Below are 24,181 nucleotides of genomic sequence, written 5' to 3' on the forward strand. Positions count from 1 at the left end.
TTAGCGCGCCCGACGCTATCGGGAGGATCGTCGAAGACGAGCAATTCGTTTATCCGACCTGCGAATAAGCCGGATCAGCCGGGTGTCAGGCGGCCGATCGCTGCGCCGCGGCGCCCCGCTCCGGATGGTGCTCGATCACGCCGTACCAGCCGAGCCCCCGATAGGTCTCGTAGCCGGGGGTGAGGTGATAGGCGATCAGCCGGCCGTTGGCGGCGTGGTAGGCGCCCGAGGGGCCGGATCCGGTCTCGAGCGGGAAGGTCTCCTGCAGCGCGCCGCGCCCGTCGGACGAGGCGATGACGCGGCCGCGGGCGTCCAGCAGCAGCACCCGGCTGCGGGCGGCCTCCGCCGGCGCCAGCCGCACGCCCTGCACCACGGCGCGGGCCTGGGGCTCCCAGTCGAAATGGATCGCCAGCAGGCCGAGCGGGCGGCCGTGGGCGTCGCCGTCCTCGCGCACCTGCGCCACATAGGTCGCCACCTGCGCGCCGCCGAGCGCCGCGGCGCGCTCGATGTCGGCGGCCACGAAGTCGTCCCCCGAGGCCAGGTTGCGGCCGGCGGCGAACCAGCGCTCGGACGACACGTCCAGCCCGATCACGCCGGGGAAGCGGTCCGGGCGGCCGTTGGCGATCACCCGTCCGTCGAGGTCGCAGAGCCACAGGTCGATGTAGACCGTGTAGGACGACAGGATGACGCCGAGCCGCCGGGAGGCGTGGGCCGCCCGGTCCTCCGAGGGCGCCTGCGCGCAGTCCACCATGGCCGCATCGGTCGCCCACCAGCGCACGTCGCAGGTGCGCTCGTAGAGGTTGCGGTCGATGATCTCGACCGCGTTGAGTGCGAGGTCGGTGTAGCGCTCGGCCTGGGCCTCCGCCGACAGCGCGGCCACCGCCTGGCGCAGGTCGTCCGCCCGCGCGCCCACGTCGTCGCCGAGGCCCGCGGCCAGCCGCTCGATCTCGGCCGCGACCTCCTTCACCTCCTGCGCCACCACGGAGAAGCCGGCGCCCTTGTCGCCGGCGTGCGCGGCCTCGATCAGCGCGTTCAGCGCCAGCAGCCGCATGCGCCCGGTGATGCCGCGGATGGCCGCGATGTTGGCCCAGGCCGCATCCTTCAGCGTGTCCGCCGCTCCGCCAACGATGCGCGCCAGCGAACGGTCGCCTGCGTCTTCCGCCATTTTATCCGCCCCGATTCCATGACATCCCGCAGGCGCACACTGGTCGGACGATGATTAGTGGATGATTAAAACGGCGCGCTCAAAAAATGGGCTGCGTTGCGCGCCGTCAGGGCGTGAACCAGTAGCGGGTGAGGTGGAAGAAGATCGGGGCGGCGAAGATGATGCTGTCCACCCGGTCCAGCACGCCGCCGTGGCCCTGGATGACGTAGCCCCAGTCCTTGGCGCCGAGGTCCCGCTTCACCGCCGACAGCACGAAGCCGCCGAAGAAGCCGGCCACCACGATGGCGAGGCTCATGCCCGCGGCCTGAAGAAGCGAGAACGGAGTCAGCGGCGCCAGCGCCACGCCCACCAGAACGGCGAAGGCCCAGCCGCCCACGAGCCCCTCCACGGTCTTGGACGGGCTGACGTTGGGCGAGAACCGGGTGCGGCCGAACAGCTTGCCGAACACGTATTGCGCCACGTCCGAGATCTGCGCCACCACCACCAGATAGAGCACCAGCATGGCGGTGTCCGAGCCGGTGTCGAGCATGAGCAGCGCGGGCGCGTGGCTCAGCATGTAGACGGTGAGCATCAGGCCCCACTGCACCCGCGCGGTGCGGGACAGGAAGTCCTTCACGTCGCCGGCGAGCGTGGAGATCGCGGGCAGGATCAGGAAGGCGTAGACCGGGATGAACACCGCGAACAGGCCGTACCAGCCGTCCAGCAGCAGCCCGTAGTGGATCGGCAGCGCCACGAAGAACGACAGGAACAGCGCCCGGTGGTCGCCGGGCCGGGACGGGGCCAGCGTCCAGAACTCCCGCAGCGCCATGAAGGACAGGCCGGCGAACAGCAGGATGGTCGTGGTCGGCCCCAGCGCCAGCGCGCCGCCGAAGATCAGCGCCATCACCCACCACGAGCGGGTGCGGGCGTTGAGATTGGCGATGGTGGCGCGGCCTTCGGGCGTTTTCGCCCGGCGCTCCAGCTCCGCGCCCACGATGGTGGCCACCGTGAGGATGGCGAGCGCGCCCGCGATGACCCAGCCGAAGGCGCTCATGTCGCGGTCCCCTCGCGGCGGGGGTCGAGCTCGGCGACGGCGGACCGCGCCCGCTCCAGGAATTCCGCCCTGGTTTCGCCCGGCGTCTGGCGCAGCGGCGCGCCGAAGCGGGCGGTGCAGGTGACGGGCACGATCAGGAACGAGCCTTTGGGCATGACGCGGGCGAGGTTCTCCAGATGGACCGGGATCAGCTCCGCGTCCGGGAAGCGTTCCGCCAGCCGGTGCAGGCCGCTGCGGAACGGCGCCACCGTCTCGCCGGCGCCGCGGGTGCCCTCGGGGAAGATCAGCACGCTGTCGCCGCGGGCGAGCGCGGCCTCGACGGGCTCCAGCGGGTCGCCGCCGCCGCTTCCGTCGCGGTCGATCAGCACGGCGCGAAGCGCGTCCTCGGCGACGAAGCGCTTCAGCGCCGAGCCGCCCCAGTAGTCCCGCGCCGCCACCGGCCGGGTGCGCCGGCGCAGGCCGCGGGGCAGGGCGGACAGCACCGCCAGCGTGTCGAAATGGCTGGTGTGATTGGCGAAATAGATCCGGGTGCGCGGCTCGGGCGCCGAGCCGACCCATTCGCCCCGCGCGCCCACCAGCACGCGCACCAGGATGACGAGGATCTGGCGGACGGCGCCGGCGATCATGACGCGAGCCCTTTGGCGATGCGGAGCGTGCGGGTGACGCAGGTGACGAGCGACCCGGCGAGGATCAGCCCGAGCGCGATCCCGAGCGACCAGCGCGTGTCGGCGAAGGCCCATTCCACCGACTGTGCGACGAGCGCCGCCGTCAGCGCGGCCATGCGGCGCTGCTTGGCCATGACGCCGGAAAAGTCCTGCGGCAGCCCGACCGAGCCGCCGAACACCCGCACGTAAGCCGTGAGCGCCGCCGCCAGCGCCGCCGCCCAGCCGAGCGCGGGCTGACCCGCGGCGTAGCCGGCGGCCACGAGGAACAGCGTGTCGGCGACGCGGTCCGGGAACTCGTTGTAGAGCGCGCCGACGGCGCTCTTCCGGCCGCCCTCGATCGCCACCATGCCGTCGAGCAGGTTGCAGACCAGCCGCAACTGGACGCACAGGGCGGCGAGAATCCACGCCGCCGGATGCGCCCACAGCAGCATCAGCGCGGCGCCGAGCGCCGAAACCGCCACGGAGGCCACCGAGATCTGGTTGGGCGTGACCGACGACGCGGCGAGCCGTCTGGAAAGGCCGATCGCCCAGCCGGACGACCGGCTCGCGATCGGCCGGCGGGCGGGCTCCGCCCGTGTCATTGCCTCGTCCGGCTGCATCGTTCTCCTCGCCGCCTCCGGTGAGGCGCCGCGCGAGTTACACCAAATCGGACGGCGGCTGTCGACCCGGCGCCACCTCCGCCTCGATCCAGCGCCGCAGCGCCGCGACCGCGGGCCGGTCCCCGGCGCCTTCGGGGCAGACGAACTCATAGGCGAAGCCGGCGAGCTCCGGTCCGAACGGCTGAACGAGCAGGCCCGAGGCGAGTTCGCTCGCCACCAGCACGCGGCTGAGCAGCGCGGCGCCCTGGCCCGCCACCGCGGCCTGAATCGCGCTCGCCTCGTCGTTGAAGGTGACGCCCGCCTGCCAGTCGCCGCCGGACACGCCCGCGGCCTCGCCCCAGGCGCGCCAGGTCGGCGTCGTGCTCTTGGCCCCGACGCGCCAGTCGAAATGGATCAGCGGCGCATGGGCCAGATCGGCCGGGGAGGACAGGCCGAGCCGCGGGCTGGCGAGGGGCGCGAACAGATCGGTCATCAGCGGCGATCCTACGAGGCCGGGGCGGGGGCCGATCCCGTAGCGGATCGCGGCGTCGGCCTCGCCCGCCGCAAGGTCGACCACGCCGTCGGCCGCATGCAGCCTCAGGTCCCAGTCCGGGTTGATTTCCCGGAACCGCGCCGCCTTCGGCACCAGCAGCTTGGCCGTGAACGCGACCGTGGCCGACAGCGTCGCCACCCGGCGCGAAGGGCGCCGGCGCGCCTCCTCCGCCGCCTCCGCCATGGCGTCGAAGGCGCGACGCAGCGGCGGCAGCAGGGCCTCGCCCTTCGGGGTGAGCGCCACCTGGCGCGGGCCGCGCACGAACAGAGCCACGCCCAGACCCTCCTCCAGCCGGCGGATCTGGTGGCTGACGGCGGTGGGCGTCACGCCGAGCTCCTCCGCCGCGTCCTTGAAGCTCAGCCGCCGCGCCGCGGCCTCGAAGGCGCGCAGCGCGGCGAGCGGCGGAAGGCGGCGCATGGCGCGCTCCATTCAGATGAATTCAGATCATCCATATCCTGAAAAATCGTCGTTTGTCGCCTTGAAATGGAAGGCTTAGCTCTGAGGACCGAAGGAACGATTGAGTTCGGTTCAGCCAGAACAGGAGGTTCGCCATGGCTTGGGTGTTTCTCGCGATCGCGGCGGCGTTCGAAGTGGTGTTCGCGCTCAGCATGAAATACGCCGACGGCTTCTCCCGCCTCGGCCCGACCCTCGTCACGGTGATCGCCGTCGCGGGCGGCATCGGCTTTCTCACGCTGGCGCTGAAGACGCTGCCGGTCAGCGTCGCCTATCCGGTCTGGACCGCGGTCGGCACGCTCGGGACCGTGGCGCTCGGGGTCGCGCTGCTGGGCGAGGCGCTGACGGCGGCGAAGGTGCTCTCGGCGCTCGCCATCGTCGGCGGCGTCGCCGGCCTCAAGCTTTCGGCCTGAGAGCCTGTTTGAGATTTCACGCTTGGCGTCATGCCCGAGCTTGGTCATCGGGCATGACGGAGCCCGAACATCGCGCCCGTCCAACACCAAACGGGCTTTGAGAAGGAAGAAAACAATGTCGACCGTGCTCCACATAGACGCTTCGGGCCGTCAGTCGCGGTCGCTCACCCGGGCGCTGTCGCGCCGCTTTGTGGACGGCTGGCGGGCGGCCCGGCCGCAGGACAGGGTGATCCGCCGCGATCTGGCGGAGGCGCCGCCGCCGCTGCTGTCGGAGGCGTGGATCGCCGCCGCCTTCACGCCCGAGGCCGAGCGCGCCGCCGCCGCCCGTGAGGCGCTGCGCTACTCCGACGCCGCCATCGCCGAACTGGCGGAGGCGGACCTGATCGTGCTCGGCGCGCCCATGTACAATTACGGCATGCCCGCGGCGCTGAAGGCCTGGGTCGATCAGGTGGTCCGGGTCGGGCGGACCTTCAGCTTCGATCTCGCCCGGGGCGACCAGCCGATCGCGCCGATCCTCACGGGCAAGCGGATGGTCGTGCTGAGCGCGCGGGGCGAGTTCGGCTTCGCTCCCGGCGGGGCGCGGGCCGCCCGCAACCATCTCGATCCGCACCTCGCCACCGTCGCGCCCTATCTCGGCGTCGCGCCGGAGGCGATCCGCACGGTCGCGATCGAGTATCAGGAGTTCCACGACGACCGCTTTGACCGCTCCCGCGACGCGGCGGGCCATGCGGTGGACGCCCTGGTCGCGGAGCTTGCGGGGGCTCACGTCCCCGCCTGATCCCCGCGACAGGGCGGCGGCGGGGCGCTAGACTGGGCGGCGATGGACACCCGACCGCCCCTCTCTCCCGAAGACGCCCACGCGCTGCTGGACTGGTACGCGGCCATGGGCGTGGACGCCGCGATCGAGGAGGAAGGGCAGGACCGCTTCGCCGAGGTCGCCGCCCGCAGGGCCGCCGCGGCCCCGCCGCCCGCGCCCGAACCGGCGCTTCGGCGTCCGGGGCCGCCGGCGGAGGCGCTCGACGGGCCCGAGCGGACCGCGGCCGCCGCCCGCGCCGCGGCGTCCGGCGCGGAGACGCTCGACGAACTGCGCGCGATCCTGGAGCGCTTCGACGGCTGCGCGCTGAAGGCCACCGCGAGCCGCACCGTGTTCTCCGACGGAACCCCGGGCGCGCGGCTGATGCTGGTGGGCGAGGCGCCCGGCCGGGACGAGGACCTGTCGGGCCTCCCCTTCGTCGGCCGCTCCGGCCAGCTTCTGGACCGCATGCTGGCGGCGATCGGGATCGACCGCGCGAGCGCCTACATCGCCAACGTCATCCCGTGGCGCCCCCCCGGCAACCGCACGCCGACGCCGCAGGAGCTGGAGACCTGCCTGCCCTTCATCCGCCGCCAGATCGCGCTCGCCGATCCGGACGTGCTGGTGACGCTGGGCGGGCCCGCGGCCCAGAGCCTGTTCCAGACGAAGGAAGGCATCCTGAGGCTGCGCGGCCGCTGGCTCGACTACGACACCGGCCGCCGCCGCATCCGCGCGCTCGCGACCCTGCACCCGGCCTATCTGCTGCGCCAGCCGGGCCAGAAGGCTTTCGCCTGGCGCGACTTCAAGGCCGTCCGCCGCGCGCTCGACGGCGGGTGAGGGGGGGCGGTTTGAGAACGCCATCGCCCGTCATGCCCGAGCTTGCCTCGGGCATCCACGATTTGAACGCGCAAGCGTTCGCTCCAAAGAAATTCGTGGATACCCGGCTTCGCCGGGCATGACGGGAGCTTGAATGGCGCGCCTCGGCGCCGTGCAGGACGCTTTACACCCGCGCCAGCGCCATCAGCCATTCGCCGCGCACGTCGTCGCGCCCCTTGGAGGGGACGTAGAGCGGCGTGCGGTGCAGTTTGAAATTCGCGCCCGCGTCGCGCACGTCCACGGTTCTGTAGCCGGCTTTCTTCACCATGGCCTTCAGCGAGCGGGCGGAGAAGAAGCTGAGATTGGGCGCATGGCGGGCGCGCTTGGTGTTGAGGCGCAGCAGCGAGGCGTTGCTGACCTTCAGCAGCAGGGCGCCGTCCGGCTTCAGCTTCGGGAGGGCCTCCTTCAGCTCCTCCAGGATCTCCTTCGGCGGCAGCGACTCCAGCCAGCGGTCGGCGATGACGATGTCGACGGAGGCGGGCTCCACCTGGGACAGGCGGGAGACCGTCTCGACGCCGCCCGCGCGGGCGACGGCGGCGATCTCCGGATCGAACTCCACGGCGATGCGGCGGGCGCCGGCGAACTCGGCCAGCGCCGCGCCGTAGCCGCCGGCGATGTCGAGCACGGTGCGGCCGTCGAGCGCCGCCGTCGCCTCCGGCCATGCGGCGGCGAACGGATGGTCGGGACGGAAGCGCGCGATCGCCGCCGGGTCGTTCAGCGCGCCGTCCGGCGCGGCGCGGCGGCGGAAGCGCGACAGGCCGAGCACCCGGTTCGGCACGAAGGCGAAGCCGCAGCCTGCGCAGCCGAGCACGGTGAGGTTGGCGAAGAACTCCTGATTGCCGGACGGGTAGTTGCTGGCGAGCGGCGGCTCGGCCGAACCGCAGGCCGGACAGGTCTGGCGCTGGAACTTGATGAACGGCCGGGTCAGCGACTCGCCCTTGATGCGGCTGTCCGAACGCGTCGCCGGCGGCGTCTCGAACACCACGTCCTCGGCCTCCGGCAGCTTCTCCACCGCCAGCGCCATCTTGAGCGAGGAGTAGAGGTCCTGGCTCGCGGCCTCGTCGTCCTCGAACAGGTTGCGCCCCATGCTGGACAGCAGGAGGTCATGCTCGTCGAGCTTCTGGACGATGTCCGGCTTGAGGTCCTGGAACTTCAGGTCCACGCGGTGGAAGCGGAAGGCGCTGTAGTAGCGGTGGGAGTGGAAGTTCTCGAGCCCGTAGCACAGCGCGAGCGTGATCTTGCCGCCGGAATACTTGTACTGGCCGGCGCGGCTGAGCAGGCGCCGCTCCTCGGCGCTGCGGCGGGCGGTGGGCCAGCCCCGATGGTAGAGCCGCTGGTCGAACAGCAGGGCGTCGCCCGGCTGCACCACCACGTTCACCGGGCGCCAGTCGTCGAGCCCGTAGCCGAAGTCGGGCGCCTCGCCCTCGTCCAGCGTCACGGTCTCGCCCTTGTAGTTGTGCACGTCCTCGACCGGGATCGGATGCAGGTGGCTGCCGGGCACGACGCCGAGGCCGAAATCCGTGGTGTCGAGGTAGAGGATGCATTTGACGCAGGCGTAAGGCCCGTCGAACTCCTGCCAGTCCACCCCGCCGAACTTGCGGCTCGGGGAATCCCGGTGCCAGCCGAACACGTTGTGGTTGATCTGGAAGTCGGAGGCCTGCAGGAACTTCGGCGGGCCGCCGATGGAGGCCTCCACGAACTCCACCACCCGCGGGTCCCAGATGTACGGGGTCACCTCGGGCACGTTGTTGGCGACGTCGTTGCGCAGGAACTTGAGCTGCTCGCCGAGATAGGCCTCGCGCAGCCGCGCGGACAGCGCCCTGACTTCCTCCGCGTCCAGAAGCCCCCGGCGCAGGCTGAAGCCGTTGGCCCGGAAATGGGCGTGCTGGTCGGGCGCGGCGGCGGAGGCCGGATCGACGGCGGAAAGCGTGGAGCGACTCATCTTCCGGTTGTTCCTCCCGTCGTGCAGGTCGGAGGATCACCTCGCGCTCACGCCGCTGTCAACGAAGCCGGCTTTCCGCCGCATGGACCCGTGTGCGCGGGCGCGAAGCGCGCTAGGTTCCGGACTCGAGAGGGCGTTCCGGGGACGGACCATGCGTTGGGATGATTTTCGTCGAAGCGACAACGTCGATGACGAGCGCGGCGGCGGGGGAGGCGGCGGGTTCCGCTTCCCGGGCGGCGGCGGCGGCGTCGGCATCGGCGGGCTGATCGTGGTGGGTCTCGTGTCCTGGGCGCTCGGGATCGATCCGCGCGTCATCCTCGCCGGCCTCGACGCGGTGCAGGGCGGCGGCTCCGGCTATTCCCAGCAGGAGCGGCCCCAGGGCGATCCGAGCCAGCTCTCGGACGACGAGCGCAAGCAGGGCGAGTTCGTGCGCGCCGTGCTGGCCCAGACCGAGGACGTGTGGGACCAGCTGTTCCAGCAGTCCGGCAAGCAGTACGAGCGCCCGCGCCTGACGCTCTATTCGGGCCGCACCAGCACCGCCTGCGGCCTGGGCAGCGCCGCCATGGGGCCGTTCTACTGCCCGGGCGACCAGCGGGTCTATCTGGACACCGAGTTCTTCGAGGAGATGTCGCGCAAGTTCCGCGCGCCGGGCGAGTTCGCCCGCGCCTACGTCATCGCCCACGAGATCGGGCACCATGTGCAGAACGAGCTCGGCATCATGCGCATGGCCAACGAGCGCCGGCAGAACGCCCGCTCGGAGGAGGAGTCCAACGCCATCTCGGTCCGGATCGAGCTGCAGGCGGACTGCTTCGCCGGCGTCTGGGGCTACTGGGCCAACAAGCGCTTCAACGTGATCGAGCCCGGCGACGTGGAGAGCGCGCTGACCGCCGCCACCGCCATCGGCGACGACACGCTGCAGCGCCGCTCCGGCGGCGAGGTGGTGCCGGACAGCTTCACCCACGGCTCCTCCGCCCAGCGGGTGCGCTGGTTCAAGACCGGGCTGTCCTCGGGCGATCCGCAGCAGTGCAACACCTTCGCCACCCGCCAGCTGTGACCAAGGCGCAGCCCATGACCGTCATGCTCCGCGCCGCGCTGCTCGCCGCTCTCGCCGCAGGCCCCGCCTTCGCCGCCTCGCCGCCCAAGCGGGCGCCGGGCCTGTGGGAGACCGTCACCCTCACCGACGCCGGCCGCACCGTGGCGAAGGAGTGCGTCGACGCCCGCACCGACCGGCTGACGCGGCAGATCATGGCGGGCGTCACCTGCCGCAACGACGACTTCAAGGTGACGGCGGAGGGCTACTCCGCCGGCGCCGTCTGCTCGTCGGGCGGCATGTCCATCGACAACAAGGTGACGCTGTCGGGCGACTTCGAGACCTTCGCCCGGGCCGAGAACGTGACGGTGATGACCGGCCTGCCGGGGGAGAGCGGCGGGTCGCGCCGGTTCTTCACCGCCATCGAGGCCCGCCGGCTGGGCGACTGCGCCCCCGACCAGCGCCCCGGCGACGTCATCCTGCCGAACGGAACCGTGGTGAACGTGCCGCCCGCGGGCGGGTGAGCGAAGCGGCGGAACGAGGGGCGCCGCCCCCGCCGCATTGCGGTCACGAAGGCGTCACCGAACCATCGCGGAGTTGATCACACGGGCGCCACAACTCGCCGTAACGCTGAGCCCGCGCGTCCGGTCCGACGGGCGCTGTCCGAGGAGCGACGACGTTTATGAACGCCGAAGAACGCCGACTGATCTCCGACCTGTTCGCGCGGCTGCGCGGAACCGACGTCGGGTATCGCGACCCGGACGCCGAGGCCTTCATCCGGTCCGAGGTGTCCAGCATTCCCCACGCGCCTTACGCCATGACCCAGACGCTGGTGGTGCAGAACCAGGCGCTGGAGCAGGCGCAGGCCCGCATCGCCGAGCTGGAGCGCCAGCTCGAGCGGCAGCAGGCGGAGCCGGCCCGCGGCGGCTTCGGCGGCGGCTACGAGCAGCCGGGCGCCTCGCCCTGGGGGCCGCGCGCCAGCGAGGCCATGGGCGCGCCCGCCGGCGGCGCCTCCGCCAACCGTTTCGGCGTGCCGAACACCGGCGGCTACGGCCAGCAGCCGGGCGCCCCCTTCGGCCAGCAGGCCGCGCCCTCCCGGGGCGGCGGCTTCCTGTCGGGCGCGCTGCAGACGGCGGCGGGCGTCGCCGGCGGCGCGCTGCTGTTCTCCGGCATCTCGTCCCTGTTCGGCGGCGGCCAGGCGGAGGCCGCGGCTTCCGAGGCCGCCAAGGCGGCGGAGCCGCAGGCGGACGCGGGCGCCCAGGACGCCAACGTGCAGGACGCCAACGCGGACGGCGGCGACGGCGGCTGGTTCTCCGGCCTGCTCGGCGGCGGCGGCGATGACGGCGGCGACGCGGGCGGAGACGACGGCGACTGGGCCTGACGAGCCTGCGCCGACACGCTGAACGATCCGGGCGTTCCGGCCGCTCCCGGCCCGGAACGCCCGTTCTCCTTCCGACAAAAGGAGCGCGGACATGATCACGGACGACGAGCGCGCCCGCCTCGCGGCGCAGGCCGCGAACGACGGTTCCCACGGCGCAGACCCGGCGGACGATCTGGAGGACGGCGCGACCTGCGTCGAGGATTCCGGCGCCGACTCGTTCCTCGACCGCTTCACGCCGCCCCGCGACGGCGCGTTGCGCTGGTGAGGCGCGCGCGAGGCCGATCCTTGCCATCGCATCCGTCGGACCGCGACTACGCCCTCACCCGACGCTCCGCGTCGATCTCTCCCCCGTCGGGTAGAGGTGGTCAAGGCGGCTCCGTTCTTCGCCTCTCCCCGGCGGGGAGAGGTCGGATGACGCAGTCATCCGGGTGAGGGGGCGCGCGGAATCAAAACACGAGGGGCTTGGGCGCGCCGTTCCCGCCGTCATTCGGCGGCGACGGACTCCAGTCCGGCGGTGAGGTTGTCGAGGCTCGCCACGATGTGGTCGGCCAGCGCCTGGGCGGTTTCGGTCAGCGAGCCCACGTTGCGCAGCAGCGCGATCTTGCAGGTGGGCAGCGGCGGAAAGCCGTCCGCCTGGCCGAGCACCCGCATGCCGGGGCGGAGCGCGGATTCCGGCAGCACCGACACCGCGAGCCCCGCCAGCACCGCCGAGCCCACGGCGGTGAAGTTGCAGCTCGAATAGAGCACCCGGCTCGGCCGTCCGGCGGCCTCGAGCTGGGCCATGGCGGTCTCGCGCCACTCGCACACCGCGGTGCCGAGCGCCAGCGGCAGCACCGCCTCCTCATGCGCCAGTCCCCGCTGGGAGGTGACCCAGAGCAGCGGCTCCTGACGGATGATCTCGCCCACGGGCCGGCGCGCGGCGTGGGTGATGATGGCGAGGTCCAGCTCGTCCCGCTCCACGAACTGCACCAGATGGCTGGTGGGCTCGCAGATCACCGACACCTCGACCCTTGGATTGGAGCGCGAGAACCGCGCCAGGATCTCAGGCAGGTAGCGTTCGGCGTAGTCGTCCGGCACGCCGAGCCGAACGCGGCCGGTGAGGGCGTCGTCCTCGAAGGCGGACACCGCCTCCCGCGACAGGTGCACGATGCGCCGGGCGTAATCCAGCAGGCGCTCGCCGTCTTCGGTCAGCTTGGTTCCGCGGCCGTCGCGGGCGAAGATCGGCCGGCCGACCCGCTCCTCCAGCCGCTTCATCTGCATGGAGACCGCGGACTGGGTCTTGAACACCACGTCGGCGGCGCGGGTGAAGGAGCCCGTGTCGACGATGGCGACGAAGGTGCGCAGCTGGTCCACGTCGAGCAGGGCGGTCATGGCGTCATCCATCACGGGTGATGATGCCCACCATTAGAAACATTCGTTTCACTGATCAGTCAAGCGCAGGCATGGTGGCGGCGTTCCGGCCCAGCGGGCGGCGGTTTCGGGTGGCTTCGATGGGCGAAGCCGCGGATCGTCGTCTCACGCCAACACGGATTCTTCCGCCGGACCGTCGATCAGGAGGTCGCCATGCCGTCGTCGTTCGAAAGCCTCACGCCCGCCCGGATCGCCCCGGCCAAGGCCGTGGCCTTCGTGGCGAAGGACATGATGCGAACCCTGTGGCGCGCCGCCTGCGCCTGGCGCCGCCGCGCGGGCCTGATGGAGCTCGCCGCGCTCGACGACCGCATGCTGGCGGATCTCGGCCTTGCGCGCGGCGACATCGCCTCCGCCACGGCGGAGCCGCTGTGGCGCGACCCCACGCTCCGGCTGTCCGCCTTCGCGGTGGAGCGCCGGGCCGCGGAGCGGGCGCACCAGCGCTGGCGGCGGGGCGTGATCGCCGGGCGGCGCCGCCCCGAGACCCCCCGTCCCGCTCCCCGGCAGCTCGCCGACGGCTGACGCGGCGTTTTGGGCGCAAGCCCCCTCACCCGGCGCTCACGCGCCGACCTCTCCCCGACGGGGAGAGGTGACGGGGCGGGCTTCCGCGCCTAAAAGCCGTCATGGGATGAAGCGCGACGGCGGACCTGCGTTCACCTCTCCCCGGCGGGGAGAGGTCGGAGGGCGTCAGCCCTCCGGGTGAGGGGGCGGACGGCGTCTGAGGGCGGTTCAAAAAGCTATGCTCGCCGCCATGCCCGAGCGTGGTCATCGGGCATCCACGACTTTCAGGCGTTGAAGGCTTGCGCGTTCAAGTCGTGGATGCCCGGCATACGCCGGGCATGACGGCTGAGGTCACACGATGCGGGCGATGCGGAGCACGCCGTAGGTGCAGGCGCCGGTGCCGAACATCAGCACCATGGTCCAGAAGAAGCCGTGGGAGGACTCCACCCCCGGCAGGCCGCCCACGTTCATGCCGAACACGCCCGTCACCAGCGTCATGGGCAGGAACATGGCGGTGAAGATCGACAGCACATAGAGGTTGCGGTTGGTGATCTCGGCCAGGCGCCCGGCGCGCTCGTCCTGAAGCTGGCGGGCGCGCTCCTGCGCCAGATCGAGGTCGTGGCCGACCGCGTCGAGCCGGGCCACCGCGTCGCGCAGGTCCGCGGCCTCCTCCGGCGTCGCCCAGGACGGCAGGCGGGCCAGCAGCCCGCCGAGCGCGATGCGCTGGGGCCCGAGATGGCGGCGCAGATGCGCGAGCGTCCTGCGGGCGCGGCCGAGCGCGGCGCCGCCGTCCTTCACCCGGTCGGCGAGCACGTCGGTCTCCACGTCGTCCAGCTCCTCGATCGTCTCCAGCAGCGTGCCGGAAAAGGCGTCCGAGAGGTGGTGCAGCAGCTCCACCAGCAGCGGCGCCGGCTTGCGCTCGCAGCGGTTCAGCTCCACCGACCGCCGCAGCCGGTCCACCGCCCGCAGCGCGTTGCGCCGCGCGGTGACGAAGCGGTGGTCGTCGAAATAGAGCCGCAGCGTGCCCACCCGGTTGGGGTCGTCGGCGAAGTCGTGGTGCAGGTCGCCCAGCACCCCCATGACGCCGTGCGGCCCGGCCTCGATGCGGATGTGGCGGTCCACCCCGGCGAGGATCTCGCGGGCGTCCTCCGGCAGATGCGGGCAGGTGGCGAGCCATTGCTGGACGCGGGCGTCGGAGGCGTCGAGGTGCAGCCAGACGAAGCCGTCCGGCGCGGCGAGCGCGGCGTCCACGTCCGCCCAGCCGAGCCGCTCCACTTGGCCGTCCGCGGTGGTGCGGACGCCGTAGATCAGGCGCTTGTCGTCGCTGACGAGCATCACGGCCTCCAGACTGCGGGGTGCGGTCGCCCCGGCGGGCGTAACGCCGGCGTGATCCGTTAGCGCCCCTCTATGACGTTCCGGCGAAGGGCGCCAGCGGTCATGCGATCGTCAGCTCCAGCGCGCCCACGCCCTCCACATGGCCGACCAGCCGGTCGCCGCGCACCGTGGGGCCGACCCCGGCCGGCGTGCCGGAAAAGATCAGGTCGCCCGGCGCCAGTTCGAAATAGCGGGAGAGATAGGCGATCATCTCGGGGACCTTCCAGATCATCTGGTCCAGGTCGCCGGTCTGGCGGCGCGCGCCGTTGACGTCGAGCGTCACCGCGCCGCGGGTGGGGTGGCCGATCTCGGACGCGCGGGCGAGCGGCCCGCAGGGGGCGGCGTGGTCGAACGCCTTGCCGATCTCCCACGGCCGCTGCAGCTTCTTCGCTTCCGCCTGCAGGTCGCGGCGGGTGAAGTCGACGCCGACGCCGTAGCCGAACACCAGATCGAGCGCCTCCGCCTCGACCACGTCCCGGCCGCCCCGTTCCAGCGCCACCACCATCTCCACCTCGTAATGCAGGTCCGAGGTGCCGGGCGGGTAGGGGAAGACCGAGCCGTCCGGGAGCAGGGCGTCCGGCGTCTTCAGGAAGAAGAACGGCGGCTCCCGGTCCGGGTCGTGGCCCATCTCCACCGCGTGGGCGGCGTAGTTGCGGCCGATGCAGTAGACCCGCCGCGCCGGGAACAGCGCGGAGCTTCCCCGCACCGCCACAGCGGGCTGCGGCGGCGGCGCGAACACGAAATCGGGCATGAAGCGTTCCTGTCAGACGTTTAGGGGCGTCGCCGCTGGACCGTCGTCCACCCGGACTCTAGAACTCCGCGCGACGAAAAGCGAACCGCCGAAGGGGCAGCCGCCATGGAGCTCACCGGGTCTCACCGCATCCCCGCGGCGCGCGAGCGCGTCTGGGCCGCGCTCAACGACGACGCCACGCTGAAGGCGAGCCTGCCCGGCTGCGAGACGCTGGAGCGGACCGGCGACGCCTACCGCGCCACGGGCGCCGCCAAGATCGGTCCGGTCAAGGCCGCTCTGCAGGGCGGCTGGACGGTGGAGAGCCGCGAGGCCCCTGTTTCCGCAAAGCTTTCGGGGCAGGGCGCCGCGGGGCCGGACGGCTTCGCCAAGGGCGTGGCCGACGTGGCGCTGGCGAGCGACGGTGCGGAGACGGTGGTGACCTGGCGCATCGACGCCGAGGTGGGCGGCAAGATCGGGGCGCTCGGCTCCCGCCTCGTCACCGGCGTGGCGCGCCAGACGGTGGAGACCTTCTTCGCAAATCTCGCCCGCGAGATCGAGGCGCGGCCGGAGCTTGCGGCCGACGCCCCGGCGCCCGCCGTGGCCGACGCGCCGCCGCTCGCCCCCGCGGACGAGGAGGAGGCGCCCGTCGCCAGGCCGTCGTCGCAGCCGGCGCCGGCCCCGGCCGCGCCTGTCGCCGAACCGGCGGCCACCGTGGAGCCGGCGACCGCTTCGGCCCTGTCGGCCGGGACGCCGCCCGCCGCCGCGCCTTCGGACGAGGGCCGGCGCGCGCCGGTCTCCGCCGGATCGTCGGTCGGGCGCATCACGCTGGTGGCGGCGGTGGTGATCGCGATCGGCATCGTGGCCTATGTGGCCTTCGCGCCGAAGCCCGCGCCCCAGGCGCCCGCTCCGGCCGCGCCTTCGGCGCCCGTTTCCGCGCCGTAACGGCGCCTGCGACGAAAGTTATATGCTCAAATGTGCGCCAGCGCCTGAAAGTCGGGCCCATGTCGCTCACGATGCGTTGACAGTGGCGTCATCAAATCAAACGATCCCGTGATCAGAGGCGGGTGGGCGTCGCCCGCCCGGCAACGGGGATCGCGCAGGCCATGTCGCAGGAGCAGAGCGGCGTCACCTACCAGAAGGTGGACGCAGGATATTTCGAGAAGCGGGGCCTGACCCGCTACGCGGGCGTCGCGAGCCTCTGGGCGCTCGGCGTCGGCGCCGTCATCTCCGGCCATTTCTCGGGCTGGAACTTCGGCTTCGCCACCGGCGGCTGGGGCGGCATGCTGGCCGCGGGCGCCATCATCGCTGTGATGTATCTCGGCCTGACCTTCTCCATCGCCGAAATGTCGGCGGCGCTGCCGCACACCGGCGCTGCCTACTCCTTCGCCCGCACCGCCATGGGGCCGTGGGGCGGCTTCTTCACCGGCCTGTGCGAGAACGTGGAGTACGTCATCACGCCGGCGGTGATCGTGACCTTCATCACCGGCTACGTGAACGCCATCTTCGGCTTCGATCCGGCCTATTCGCCGCTGATCTGGATCGTGTTCTTCATGATCTTCGTCGGTCTGAACGTGTTCGGGCTGGAGCTGTCGTTCAAGGTGACGATGGTGTTCACGCTGCTGTCGCTGGCGGTGCTCGTGTTCTTCTGGGCCAGCGCCATCCCGCACATGGACTTCTCCCGCTGGGCGCTGAACATCGGCGTCGGCCCCGACGGCGCCATGACGGAGCTGCCCGAGGGCGGCGGCTCGTTCTTCCCGTTCGGGTTCTCGGGCGTGCTCGCCACGCTGCCCTTCGCGGTGTGGCTGTTCCTCGCCATCGAGCAGCTGCCGCTCGCGGCCGAAGAGTCGGTCGATCCCACCCGCGACATGCCGAAGGGCATCGTGCTCGGCATCTTCACGCTGATCGTCTCCGCCTTCATGATCGTGCTGCTGAACCCCTCGGTGGTGGGCGTGGGCTCGTTCCACCTCGCCACCTCGCTGGAGCCGCTGCTCGACGGCTTCAAGGCGGTCTACGGCGACAGCGGCGTGGTCATCCTCGGGATCGTGGCGCTCACGGGCCTGATCGCGAGCTTCCACACCATCCTCTACGCCCAGGGGCGGCAGGTCTATTCGCTCTCCCGCGCCGGCTATTTCCCGCGCGGCCTGTCCGTCACCCACTCCAAGTACCGCACGCCGCATGTCGCCATGATCGTGGGTTCGCTGGTCGGCCTCGCGGTGATGCTGGTGATCTGGTTCGCGCTGGGCGCGGAGACGGGCGGCGCCGCCATCGGCAGCGTGCTGCTGAACATGGCGGTCTCGGGCGCCATGTTCTCCTACATCGCCCAGGCGGCGTCCTTCATCCTGCTGCGCAAGAACGCGAGCCACATCGCCCGCCCGTTCCGGAGCCCGCTCGGCGTGCCGGGCGCGGCGCTCACCATCGTCATCGCGGTGGTGACGCTGTTCTACCAGGTGCAGGATCCGAACTTCACCAAGGGCGTGATGTGGGTGCTGGTCTGGTTCGCGATCGCCACCGTCTATTTCGCGGTCTACGGCCGCCACAAGCTGGTGCTGTCGCCGGAGGAGGAGTTCGCCCTCTCCAAGGGCGCGGCGGAGTACAAGTCGCACTGACGACTCCGCGCGCGCCGCGCGCTCGCGCGGCTCTGTCGGTTTCGTGACGGCGCCGGCCTTTTCAGGCGCCGTCGCGTCCCCCACATTGGGCATGCTCCTCCCCGGAGCGTTTCAACCCCGACTTGGCCCGCCGTCACGGCGGGCTTTTTCGTGCCGGGACCGGACCGGGATCGGAGCGCTTGAGCGTCGCTGTGAGCTATGTGGCGAGGGCGGCGGAGACGCGCCATGTTCGCGCTGGACATGGCGATGTCCAGCGTCACCATCGCGCGCCGGTTCTAGACGCCGCAAGGCTGATCTTTCAGGAGTCTCCCATCGTGTCCCGCCCCTTCCGCCTGCTCGTCGTCGAAGGCAACACAAAGGCGATGCGCGAGCGCCACGCCGCGGTCGCCGGCCACACGCCGAGCGCGTTCTACGCCGCGGTGCTGGAGGAGGCCGCCGGCTGGGAGGGGCTCAAGGCCACGGTCGACATCGCCTACCCGACCGATCCGGGCGCCAATCTGCCGGATGGTGCCGGGCTCGCGTCCTATGACGGCGTGGTCATCACCGGTTCGGGGCTCAATCTCTGGAAGGGCGAGCCGGAGTCGCTGATCCAGGTGGATTTCGCCCGGGAGATCTTCCGCGCGGGCGTCCCGTTCTTCGGCTCCTGCTGGGGACTGCAGGTGGCGGCGGCCGCCGCCGGCGGCGAGGTGAAGCTGAACCCGCAGGGGCGCGAGGTCGGGCTCGCCCGGTCCATCCGGCTGACGGAGGCGGGACGCGCCCATCCGATGCACGCGGGCCGCGGCGACGTGTTCGACGCGCCCGCGATCCATTCCGACGAGGTGGCGGTGGTCCCGCCCGGCGGAACCGTCACCGCCGGCAACGACCTCTGCGGCGTGCAGGCGGCGGAGATCCGCCACGACGGCGGCGTGTTCTGGGGCGTCCAGTACCACCCGGAATACACGTTCAGGGAGCTTGGCGGCATCCTGGAGCGCTACGTCCCGGCGATGGTGGCGGAGGGCTTCGTGCGCGACGCGCAGGAGGCGGAGAAGCACATCGCCGACCTGATGACGCTCGACGCCGATCCCGTCCCGCGGGACGTGGCGTGGCGGCTCGGCGTGTCGCCTTCGGCGAGCGACCCGAAGGCGCGGCGCAACGAGATCGTCAACTGGCTCGCCCGGCAGGTGGCCCCGACCGCGAGCGCCCGCGGCCGGGCGTGAGGAAGGGCCCCTTGAGCTGACGTGACGGCGCCTTGGGGGCGATCGGCCTCCGCCGTCAGGCCCGGCGAAGGCCGGGCATGACGGTTCGCCAGAATTTTCAAACGGGCGCTTTGGGCCTGACGCCCCTCACCCGGAGGGCTGACGCCCTCCGACCTCTCCCCACTGGGGAGAGGTGAGCGCGGTTCGGCCGTCGCGTTCCAAGACACGTGGAAAGGACCGTGAGGAAGCCCGCCCTTCACCTCTCCCCGGCGGGGAGAGGTCGGCCCGGAGGGCCGGGTGAGGGGGCCGCCTCACGCCTTCAGGCGGTAGCCGGATTTGAAGATCCAGCGGATCACCAGGATGCAGACCAGCATGAAGGCCAGCGTCATGGCGAGGCTGACGCCGATGTGGACGTCGGCCTTGCCGTAGAAGCTCCAGCGGAAGCCCGAGACCAGATAGACCACCGGGTTGAACAGGCTGATGGTCCGCCACACCGGCGGCAGCATGTCGATGGAGTAGAAGCTGCCGCCGAGGAAGGTGAGGGGCGTGATCACCAGCAGCGGGATCACCTGAAGCTGCTCGAAGCCGTCGGCCCAGACGCCGATGATGAAGCCGAACAGGCAGAAGGTGATCGCCGTCAGCACCAGGAAGGACAGCATCCAGAACGGATGCAGGATGGTGAGCGGCGTGAACAGCGAGGCGGTGGCGAGGATGATCAGGCCGATCGCGATCGACTTGGTGGCGGCGGCGCCCACGTAGGCGAGGACGATCTCGAAATAGGACACCGGCGCCGACAGCACCTCGTAGATCGTGCCGGCGAAGCGCGGGAAGTAGATGCCGAACGACGCGTTGGACACGCTCTGGGTCAGCAGCGACAGCATCACGAGGCCCGGCACGATGAAGGCGCCGTAGGGCACGCCGTCCACATGCTGGATGCGCTGGCCGATGGCGGCGCCGAACACCACGAAATAGAGCGAGGTGGACAGCACCGGCGAGATCACGCTCTGCATCACGGTGCGAAGCGCCCGGGCCATCTCGAACTTGTAGATCGCGCCGACCGCGCGCAGGTTCACGCCGCTCACGCGCGCTCTCCGTTCACGAGAGTGACGAAAATGTCCTCGAGCGAGGACTGGGTGGTGCGCAGGTCCTTGATGCCGACGCCGGCCACCGCGAGTTCGGTCAGGAGCACCGCCACGTCGGCGCGCTCCCGCGCCGAATCGTAGACGTAGACCAGCTCGTTTCCGCCGTCGCGCAGCTCCAGCCCGTGGCGGGCGAGCGTCTCCGGCACGCGGGCGAGCGGTTCGCAGAGCTGGAGGATCAGCTCCTTGCGGCCGAGCTTCGCCATCAGCGCCGCCTTCTCCTCCACCAGGATCAGCTCGCCATGGGTGATGACGCCGATGCGGTCGGCCATCTCCTCGGCTTCCTCGATGTAGTGGGTGGTGAGGATGACGGTGACGCCGGTCTCCCGCAGTTCGCGGATCAGCCGCCACATGTCGCGCCTGAGCTCCACGTCGACGCCGGCGGTGGGCTCGTCCAGGAACAGCAGCCGCGGCTCGTGCGCCAGCGCCTTGGCGATCAGCACCCGCCGCTTCATGCCGCCGGACAGCGCCATGATGCGCTCGTCCCGCTTCTCCCACAGCGACAGGTCGCGCAGCAGCTTTTCCAGATAGGCGTCGTTCTTCGGCTTGCCGAACAGGCCGCGGGAGAACGACACCGTCTGCCACACGCTCTCGAACCGCTCGGTGGCGAGCTCCTGCGGCACGAGGCCGATCAGGGCGCGGGCGGCGCGGTAGTCGGCGGAGATGTCGTGGCCGGCCACGGTCACGGTTCCGCCGGTGCGGTTCACGAGGCCGCAGACGATGGAGATCAGCGTGGTCTTGCCGGCGCCGTTGGGGCCGAGCAGGGCGAAGATCTCGCCGGCCTCGATGGTGAGGTCGACGCCTTTCAGCGCCTGGAAGCCGGACGAATAGGTCTTCGCCAGTCCGGAAATCTGCAGAATGGGGGGCATCGCGAGGCGGGTCCGACGTGAACGCGGGGCGCCGCGGGGGGCGGCGTCGCCGGATGAGATTTAGGTCGCCCGCGTTCTAGCGCCATCGTGCGCCCGAATGAACCCTCGGGCGCGAGGAGGGGCGCGTCACCCCAGCCGGCGCCGCCCCCGCATGTCGTCGTCCGCCGCCGGATCGAGCCGGAGTTCGGCGACCTCGCCGAGGCCCTCGGGCCGCCGGTGCGCGACGATGACGAAGGTCGCGTCCGGCAGCGCGGCGCGCAGCGCGGACAGCTCCTCCCGCTCCGCGGCCTCGTCGAGCGCGCTGGTGGGCTCGTCGAGGAAGGCCCAGTCCGGCCGGCTCTCCTTCAGGCGCCGCAGCGCGAGCCGCTGCATCTCGCCGCCGGACAGGCCGAGCTGCGCCGTGGACGCCGCGTCGCCGCCGGCGGCCGGCCGCGACCCCGAGCCGAGCCCCGCCAGCACGCGGGCCGCGCGGGCCTCGTCGTCGCTTCCGTCGCCGTGCGGATAGAGCGCGGCCTCGCGCCGGCCGCCGAGCGGCGCGTAAGGCCGCTGCGGCAGCACGGCGACCGCGCCGCCGGGGCGCTCGATCACGCCCTCGCCATGGGGCCAGAGCCCGGCGACGGCCTTGAGCAGGGTGCTCTTGCCGAGGCCGGAGCGGCCGCGGATCCACAGGCAGCCGCCGGCGGCGAGCGTGAAGTCCGGGATCGCGGCGATGGGCGCGCCGTGCGGGTCGTTCAGCCGCAGGCCGCGCACCGCCAGGGCGCCGGTCGCGGAGGGCCGCACGGCGACGCCGGACGGCGGCGCGTTCGCCGGGTCGGTGGCGTCGAGGAAATGGTCGAGGCGGCTTGCGGTGGCGGCGAGTTCGGCGAGGTCGCGGTAGGAGAACACGAACCAGGACAACGTGGTCACCACGCTGGAGAAGGCGCTGGCGACCTGCATCAGCCCGCCGAAGGTGATCTTGCCCGCGATGAAGCCCGGCAGGGCCAGAAACAGCGGAACCCGCAGCACGGTCTGCATGTAGGGCCGGGTGAAGCAGCCGAGGATCAGGTCCCGCCGCATCAGCGCGCGCCAGTTCGAGGCGACGGCCGCGAAGCGCCGGTCCAGCCCGCGCCGCTCGGCCTGCTCGCCGCCGTGCAGCGCCACCGCCTCGGCCTGCTCGCGCAGGTGGGCGAGGGCGAAGCGGAAATCCGCCTCCCTCTTCTGCTGCTGGAAGTTCAACATTTTCAGCGGCGCGCCGAGCCAGTGGGTCAGCGCGCTCGCCAGAGCCACATAGAGGAAGGCCGCCCAGACCATGTAGCGGGGAATCTCCACCGCAAGGCCCGCGATCTCGAACGCGAGCGGGAAGGTCGACAGCCCCCACAGCACGGCGAGGTAGGAGACCAGCGACGCCACGGCGTGGATGAAGTCCACGCCCTCCTGGGTCGCTTTCTCCACGAAGAGGCGGCAGTCGTCGGCGACGCGCTGGTCCGGGTTGTCGATCTCGACCCCGGAGCCGTTGCCCGCCCGAAGCCGCCAGTAGGCGCGGCCCGTCAGCCAGCGGTCGAGCGCGATCTCCGTCAGCCGTTTCCGCCAGGTGATCTCCAGCAGCTTCTGGATGTAGCGCCCGGCGAGATAAAGCGACGCGCTGGCGCCGACCAGCAGCAGGAACACGCCGACCTGCCGGGCCATCTCCGGGCCGTTCACCTGTTGCACCGCGTTGTAGAACGCGGCGCTCCAGGCGATCAGCCGCACCTGGACCCAGATGCCGACGAAGCCGAGCGCCAGCACGGCGGCGAGATAGGCGAGCCCGATCCGCCCCTCACGGCCCGAGGCGCAGAGCCGGAGCAGGCGGAACAGGCGCTTGAGAAAGGCGATCACGCGGGCGCTCCTTCAGGCCGCCGTCCGTCCGGGCGGCGTGGAGCGGGCGCTCATGGGCGGCTCCGGCCGGTCGAGACGGAACACGGCGTCGGCGCGCCGGCGCTCCGGTTCGACCGTAAAGTCCGGCGCCTCGTTCGGAAGCAGGGTGGCGACCCCATCGACGCCCAGGTCCGCGAGCTGGAACGGCGCGCCGTAGCCGTATTCGAGATGACCGCGGCCGATGATCCCGACCACCAGCGGGATGTCGCGCTCGTCGAGCGCGCGGGCGATGTTGCAGGCGAAGGCGCGGTCCCAGGTCTGCTGCGCCCGCACGAAGCGGTCGAAGGCCGGGTCCATGGCGGAGGCGGCCGGCCGGTCCGGCGAGCGGACGCCGAGGCCGAACAGCCATTCGCGGTAGGCGGGGAGGGCTTCGGCCGACGGCGTCAGCCCGTCGCGGTCGGCTTCGGGAATGGCGTCCCAGCCGAGCTTGCCCACTTCGGTCACCAGCGCCCGCCGGCAGTTCAGCGCCAGCATGGGCACGCGCTGCTGGCGGCAGAAGTGAAACAGCGGCAGGTAGAGCGCCGGATCGAAGCCCCAGACCGCGCGCCATTCGCACGCCTCCAGGAAGGCGTCGGTGGAGTAGGCGCCGTCGACCCAGGCGTCGAGCACGCCCTGCAGGCGGCGCGGGAACATCTCGAAGCCGACGCCAAGCCGGGGCTCGAGCAGGTGCAGGCAGGTGGTCACCTGCAGCTGCCAGCGGTGGATCTCCGCCACGTCATGGGTCTCGCCCAGCAGCACGGCGCGCTTGGCGGCGAGGGCGCGCATCAGCGCGCCCTGCTCGATCGCCTCTCCGGTCGCCGGATCGAGCCAGCTCCCGCGCGGATGGGGGACCGCGGCGCTCATGACGCCGCGAAGCTCGCGGCCGGGCCGGAGACCGACAGGCCGGTCGGCGCGCCGGCGCCGTCCCTGGCGGCGAAGGTCACGGCCTCGGAGCCGTCCTCGCGATCCCAGCCCGCCACCGCGCCGCCGCGCAGGTGCAGGTGGAAGTCCGCCGTCATGACGTTGATGAAGCCCATGGCGGGCTTGATCTCGGGCGCCGCGCCGCGCCAGCGCTGGGAAAGGCCCGGAACGTCCAGCGCCACGGTCACGTCGCCGCCCGCCGCGTGCGCGGCGTCGAACGGAGCGCGGCCAGGATCGGCGTCCTGAAGCTCGGCCGCCGGCGCGGGGGCCGGCTTCTCCTTCTCCGGCAGCGGCTCGCCGTCGGCGAAGGGCGCCAGCGCCTCCTCGAACGGCGCGAGGCCGTCGAGCGCGATCACGCTGAAGGCGGTCTCGCCGTTCGCGGTCTGGAACTCCACCCGCGGCAGGGCGCGGTCCTTCATCTTGCCCGTGCGGTCGGCCACCGCGCGCACGACCACGCCCAGGTCGATGCGGGCGTCGTGGTTGGCGCCCGACAGGATCGCGGCGCCGTCCTCGAACGCCACCGCCTCGATCGCGCCGATGCGCTCATGGGTGGCGCCGCCGTGGTTGGCGGTCAGCATGGCGCGGCCGAACAGCGGCAGCCGCGCGATCACCGCCTTCGGCCCTTCGGTCAGCAGGGAGCGCTGGGGTTTGGCGACGTCGTCGGTCATCTCAAAATCTCCGGAACGAAAGATATGGCGCCGCCGC

The 24,181-nt window shown here is 71.7% G+C and carries 25 protein-coding genes; 11 read left to right on the top strand and 14 right to left on the bottom strand.

Translation table 11 applies throughout. The annotated features are described in order from the left end of the window. Positions 1-85 precede the first annotated feature (85 nt). From PKE85_RS10380 to PKE85_RS10400, 5 genes are all read right to left on the bottom strand, one after another. The gene (locus PKE85_RS10380; protein ID WP_271204670.1) at positions 86-1,165 is read right to left on the bottom strand and encodes a methyl-accepting chemotaxis protein; all 1,080 of its coding nucleotides are present in this window, start codon (positions 1,163-1,165) and stop codon (positions 86-88) included. Between the two features lie 106 nt (positions 1,166-1,271). Next, on the bottom strand, positions 1,272-2,198 hold the full coding sequence (locus PKE85_RS10385; RefSeq protein WP_271204671.1) for a phosphatidate cytidylyltransferase: 927 nt from the start codon (positions 2,196-2,198) through the stop codon (positions 1,272-1,274). Continuing rightward, positions 2,195-2,824, bottom strand: coding sequence for a lysophospholipid acyltransferase family protein (locus tag PKE85_RS10390; protein ID WP_271204672.1), 630 nt, complete (start codon positions 2,822-2,824; stop codon positions 2,195-2,197). The genes PKE85_RS10385 and PKE85_RS10390 overlap by 4 nt, the downstream gene beginning before the upstream one ends. Continuing rightward, the gene (locus tag PKE85_RS10395; RefSeq protein WP_428981342.1) at positions 2,821-3,462 is read right to left on the bottom strand and encodes a CDP-alcohol phosphatidyltransferase family protein; all 642 of its coding nucleotides are present in this window, start codon (positions 3,460-3,462) and stop codon (positions 2,821-2,823) included. The genes PKE85_RS10390 and PKE85_RS10395 overlap by 4 nt, the downstream gene beginning before the upstream one ends. Before the next feature lie 37 nt (positions 3,463-3,499). Then, complete coding sequence (locus PKE85_RS10400) at positions 3,500-4,411, bottom strand: LysR substrate-binding domain-containing protein (protein ID WP_271204673.1); 912 nt, start codon at positions 4,409-4,411, stop codon at positions 3,500-3,502. Positions 4,412-4,545: 134 nt separating this feature from the next. On the opposite strand from PKE85_RS10400, the gene PKE85_RS10405 reads away from it, so the two are divergent. The 3 genes from PKE85_RS10405 (at position 4,546) to PKE85_RS10415 (ending at position 6,490) form a co-directional block, all read left to right on the top strand. Then, the gene (locus tag PKE85_RS10405) at positions 4,546-4,860 is read left to right on the top strand and encodes a DMT family transporter (RefSeq protein ID WP_271204674.1); all 315 of its coding nucleotides are present in this window, start codon (positions 4,546-4,548) and stop codon (positions 4,858-4,860) included. 115 nt (positions 4,861-4,975) lie between these two features. Next, a complete protein-coding gene (locus PKE85_RS10410; RefSeq protein ID WP_271204675.1) occupies positions 4,976-5,638 on the top strand; it encodes an FMN-dependent NADH-azoreductase in 663 nt (220 codons plus the stop codon). Positions 5,639-5,680: 42 nt separating this feature from the next. Then, positions 5,681-6,490: a uracil-DNA glycosylase gene (locus PKE85_RS10415; protein WP_271204676.1), complete on the top strand. Its 810-nt coding sequence runs from the start codon at positions 5,681-5,683 to the stop codon at positions 6,488-6,490. 163 nt (positions 6,491-6,653) lie between these two features. Here the strand turns inward: PKE85_RS10415 and PKE85_RS10420 are convergent, their stop codons facing one another. Then, on the bottom strand, positions 6,654-8,471 hold the full coding sequence (locus tag PKE85_RS10420) for a methyltransferase domain-containing protein (protein ID WP_271204677.1): 1,818 nt from the start codon (positions 8,469-8,471) through the stop codon (positions 6,654-6,656). Between the two features lie 151 nt (positions 8,472-8,622). Between PKE85_RS10420 and ypfJ the strand changes: the two genes are divergently transcribed. The 4 genes from ypfJ (at position 8,623) to PKE85_RS10440 (ending at position 11,147) form a co-directional block, all read left to right on the top strand. Next, positions 8,623-9,525: a KPN_02809 family neutral zinc metallopeptidase gene (ypfJ, locus tag PKE85_RS10425; RefSeq protein WP_271204678.1), complete on the top strand. Its 903-nt coding sequence runs from the start codon at positions 8,623-8,625 to the stop codon at positions 9,523-9,525. A gap of 14 nt (positions 9,526-9,539) precedes the next feature. After that, positions 9,540-10,025, top strand: a complete 486-nt coding sequence (locus PKE85_RS10430; RefSeq protein ID WP_271204679.1) for a DUF3617 domain-containing protein — start codon at positions 9,540-9,542, stop codon at positions 10,023-10,025. A 158-nt stretch (positions 10,026-10,183) separates the two neighbouring features. Then, on the top strand, positions 10,184-10,882 hold the full coding sequence (locus PKE85_RS10435; RefSeq protein ID WP_271204680.1) for a DUF2076 domain-containing protein: 699 nt from the start codon (positions 10,184-10,186) through the stop codon (positions 10,880-10,882). A gap of 91 nt (positions 10,883-10,973) precedes the next feature. After that, positions 10,974-11,147 (top strand): hypothetical protein, encoded by a 174-nt coding sequence (locus tag PKE85_RS10440; RefSeq protein ID WP_271204681.1) that lies wholly within the window; start codon positions 10,974-10,976, stop codon positions 11,145-11,147. A gap of 218 nt (positions 11,148-11,365) precedes the next feature. Here the strand turns inward: PKE85_RS10440 and PKE85_RS10445 are convergent, their stop codons facing one another. Continuing rightward, positions 11,366-12,253, bottom strand: a complete 888-nt coding sequence (locus tag PKE85_RS10445; RefSeq protein WP_271204682.1) for a LysR substrate-binding domain-containing protein — start codon at positions 12,251-12,253, stop codon at positions 11,366-11,368. 192 nt (positions 12,254-12,445) lie between these two features. Here PKE85_RS10445 and PKE85_RS10450 point away from each other — a divergent pair, with 192 nt between their 5' ends. After that, positions 12,446-12,811, top strand: a complete 366-nt coding sequence (locus PKE85_RS10450; protein WP_271204683.1) for a DUF1127 domain-containing protein — start codon at positions 12,446-12,448, stop codon at positions 12,809-12,811. Positions 12,812-13,141: 330 nt separating this feature from the next. On the opposite strand, the gene PKE85_RS10455 is transcribed toward PKE85_RS10450, so the two are convergent. Next, the gene (locus PKE85_RS10455) at positions 13,142-14,125 is read right to left on the bottom strand and encodes a transporter (protein WP_271204684.1); all 984 of its coding nucleotides are present in this window, start codon (positions 14,123-14,125) and stop codon (positions 13,142-13,144) included. Positions 14,126-14,225: 100 nt separating this feature from the next. Further along, positions 14,226-14,915: a fumarylacetoacetate hydrolase family protein gene (locus PKE85_RS10460; RefSeq protein ID WP_271204685.1), complete on the bottom strand. Its 690-nt coding sequence runs from the start codon at positions 14,913-14,915 to the stop codon at positions 14,226-14,228. Between the two features lie 105 nt (positions 14,916-15,020). Between PKE85_RS10460 and PKE85_RS10465 the strand changes: the two genes are divergently transcribed. The 3 genes from PKE85_RS10465 (at position 15,021) to PKE85_RS10475 (ending at position 18,696) form a co-directional block, all read left to right on the top strand. Continuing rightward, complete coding sequence (locus PKE85_RS10465) at positions 15,021-15,836, top strand: SRPBCC family protein (protein WP_271204686.1); 816 nt, start codon at positions 15,021-15,023, stop codon at positions 15,834-15,836. 161 nt (positions 15,837-15,997) lie between these two features. Further along, positions 15,998-17,500 (top strand): amino acid permease, encoded by a 1,503-nt coding sequence (locus PKE85_RS10470; protein WP_271204687.1) that lies wholly within the window; start codon positions 15,998-16,000, stop codon positions 17,498-17,500. Between the two features lie 314 nt (positions 17,501-17,814). Further along, complete coding sequence (locus PKE85_RS10475) at positions 17,815-18,696, top strand: type 1 glutamine amidotransferase (protein ID WP_309299075.1); 882 nt, start codon at positions 17,815-17,817, stop codon at positions 18,694-18,696. A gap of 290 nt (positions 18,697-18,986) precedes the next feature. On the opposite strand, the gene PKE85_RS10480 is transcribed toward PKE85_RS10475, so the two are convergent. The 5 genes from PKE85_RS10480 to PKE85_RS10500 all read right to left on the bottom strand — a co-directional run bounded on the left by PKE85_RS10480 (position 18,987) and on the right by PKE85_RS10500 (position 24,144). Next, positions 18,987-19,748 (bottom strand): ABC transporter permease, encoded by a 762-nt coding sequence (locus PKE85_RS10480; protein ID WP_271204989.1) that lies wholly within the window; start codon positions 19,746-19,748, stop codon positions 18,987-18,989. Between the two features lie 5 nt (positions 19,749-19,753). Next, a complete protein-coding gene (locus tag PKE85_RS10485; RefSeq protein WP_271204688.1) occupies positions 19,754-20,683 on the bottom strand; it encodes an ABC transporter ATP-binding protein in 930 nt (309 codons plus the stop codon). A 126-nt stretch (positions 20,684-20,809) separates the two neighbouring features. Next, entirely contained in the window at positions 20,810-22,537 is a 1,728-nt protein-coding gene (locus PKE85_RS10490) for an ABC transporter ATP-binding protein/permease (protein ID WP_271204689.1), read from the bottom strand. A gap of 12 nt (positions 22,538-22,549) precedes the next feature. Beyond that, on the bottom strand, positions 22,550-23,419 hold the full coding sequence (locus PKE85_RS10495) for a ChaN family lipoprotein (RefSeq protein ID WP_271204690.1): 870 nt from the start codon (positions 23,417-23,419) through the stop codon (positions 22,550-22,552). Then, a complete protein-coding gene (locus PKE85_RS10500; RefSeq protein ID WP_271204691.1) occupies positions 23,416-24,144 on the bottom strand; it encodes a hypothetical protein in 729 nt (242 codons plus the stop codon). Before PKE85_RS10500 ends, PKE85_RS10495 begins: the two co-directional genes overlap by 4 nt. Positions 24,145-24,181 lie beyond the last annotated feature (37 nt).

Source organism: Methylopila jiangsuensis (assembly GCF_027922305.1).
GTDB lineage: Bacteria > Pseudomonadota > Alphaproteobacteria > Rhizobiales > Methylopilaceae > Methylopila > Methylopila jiangsuensis.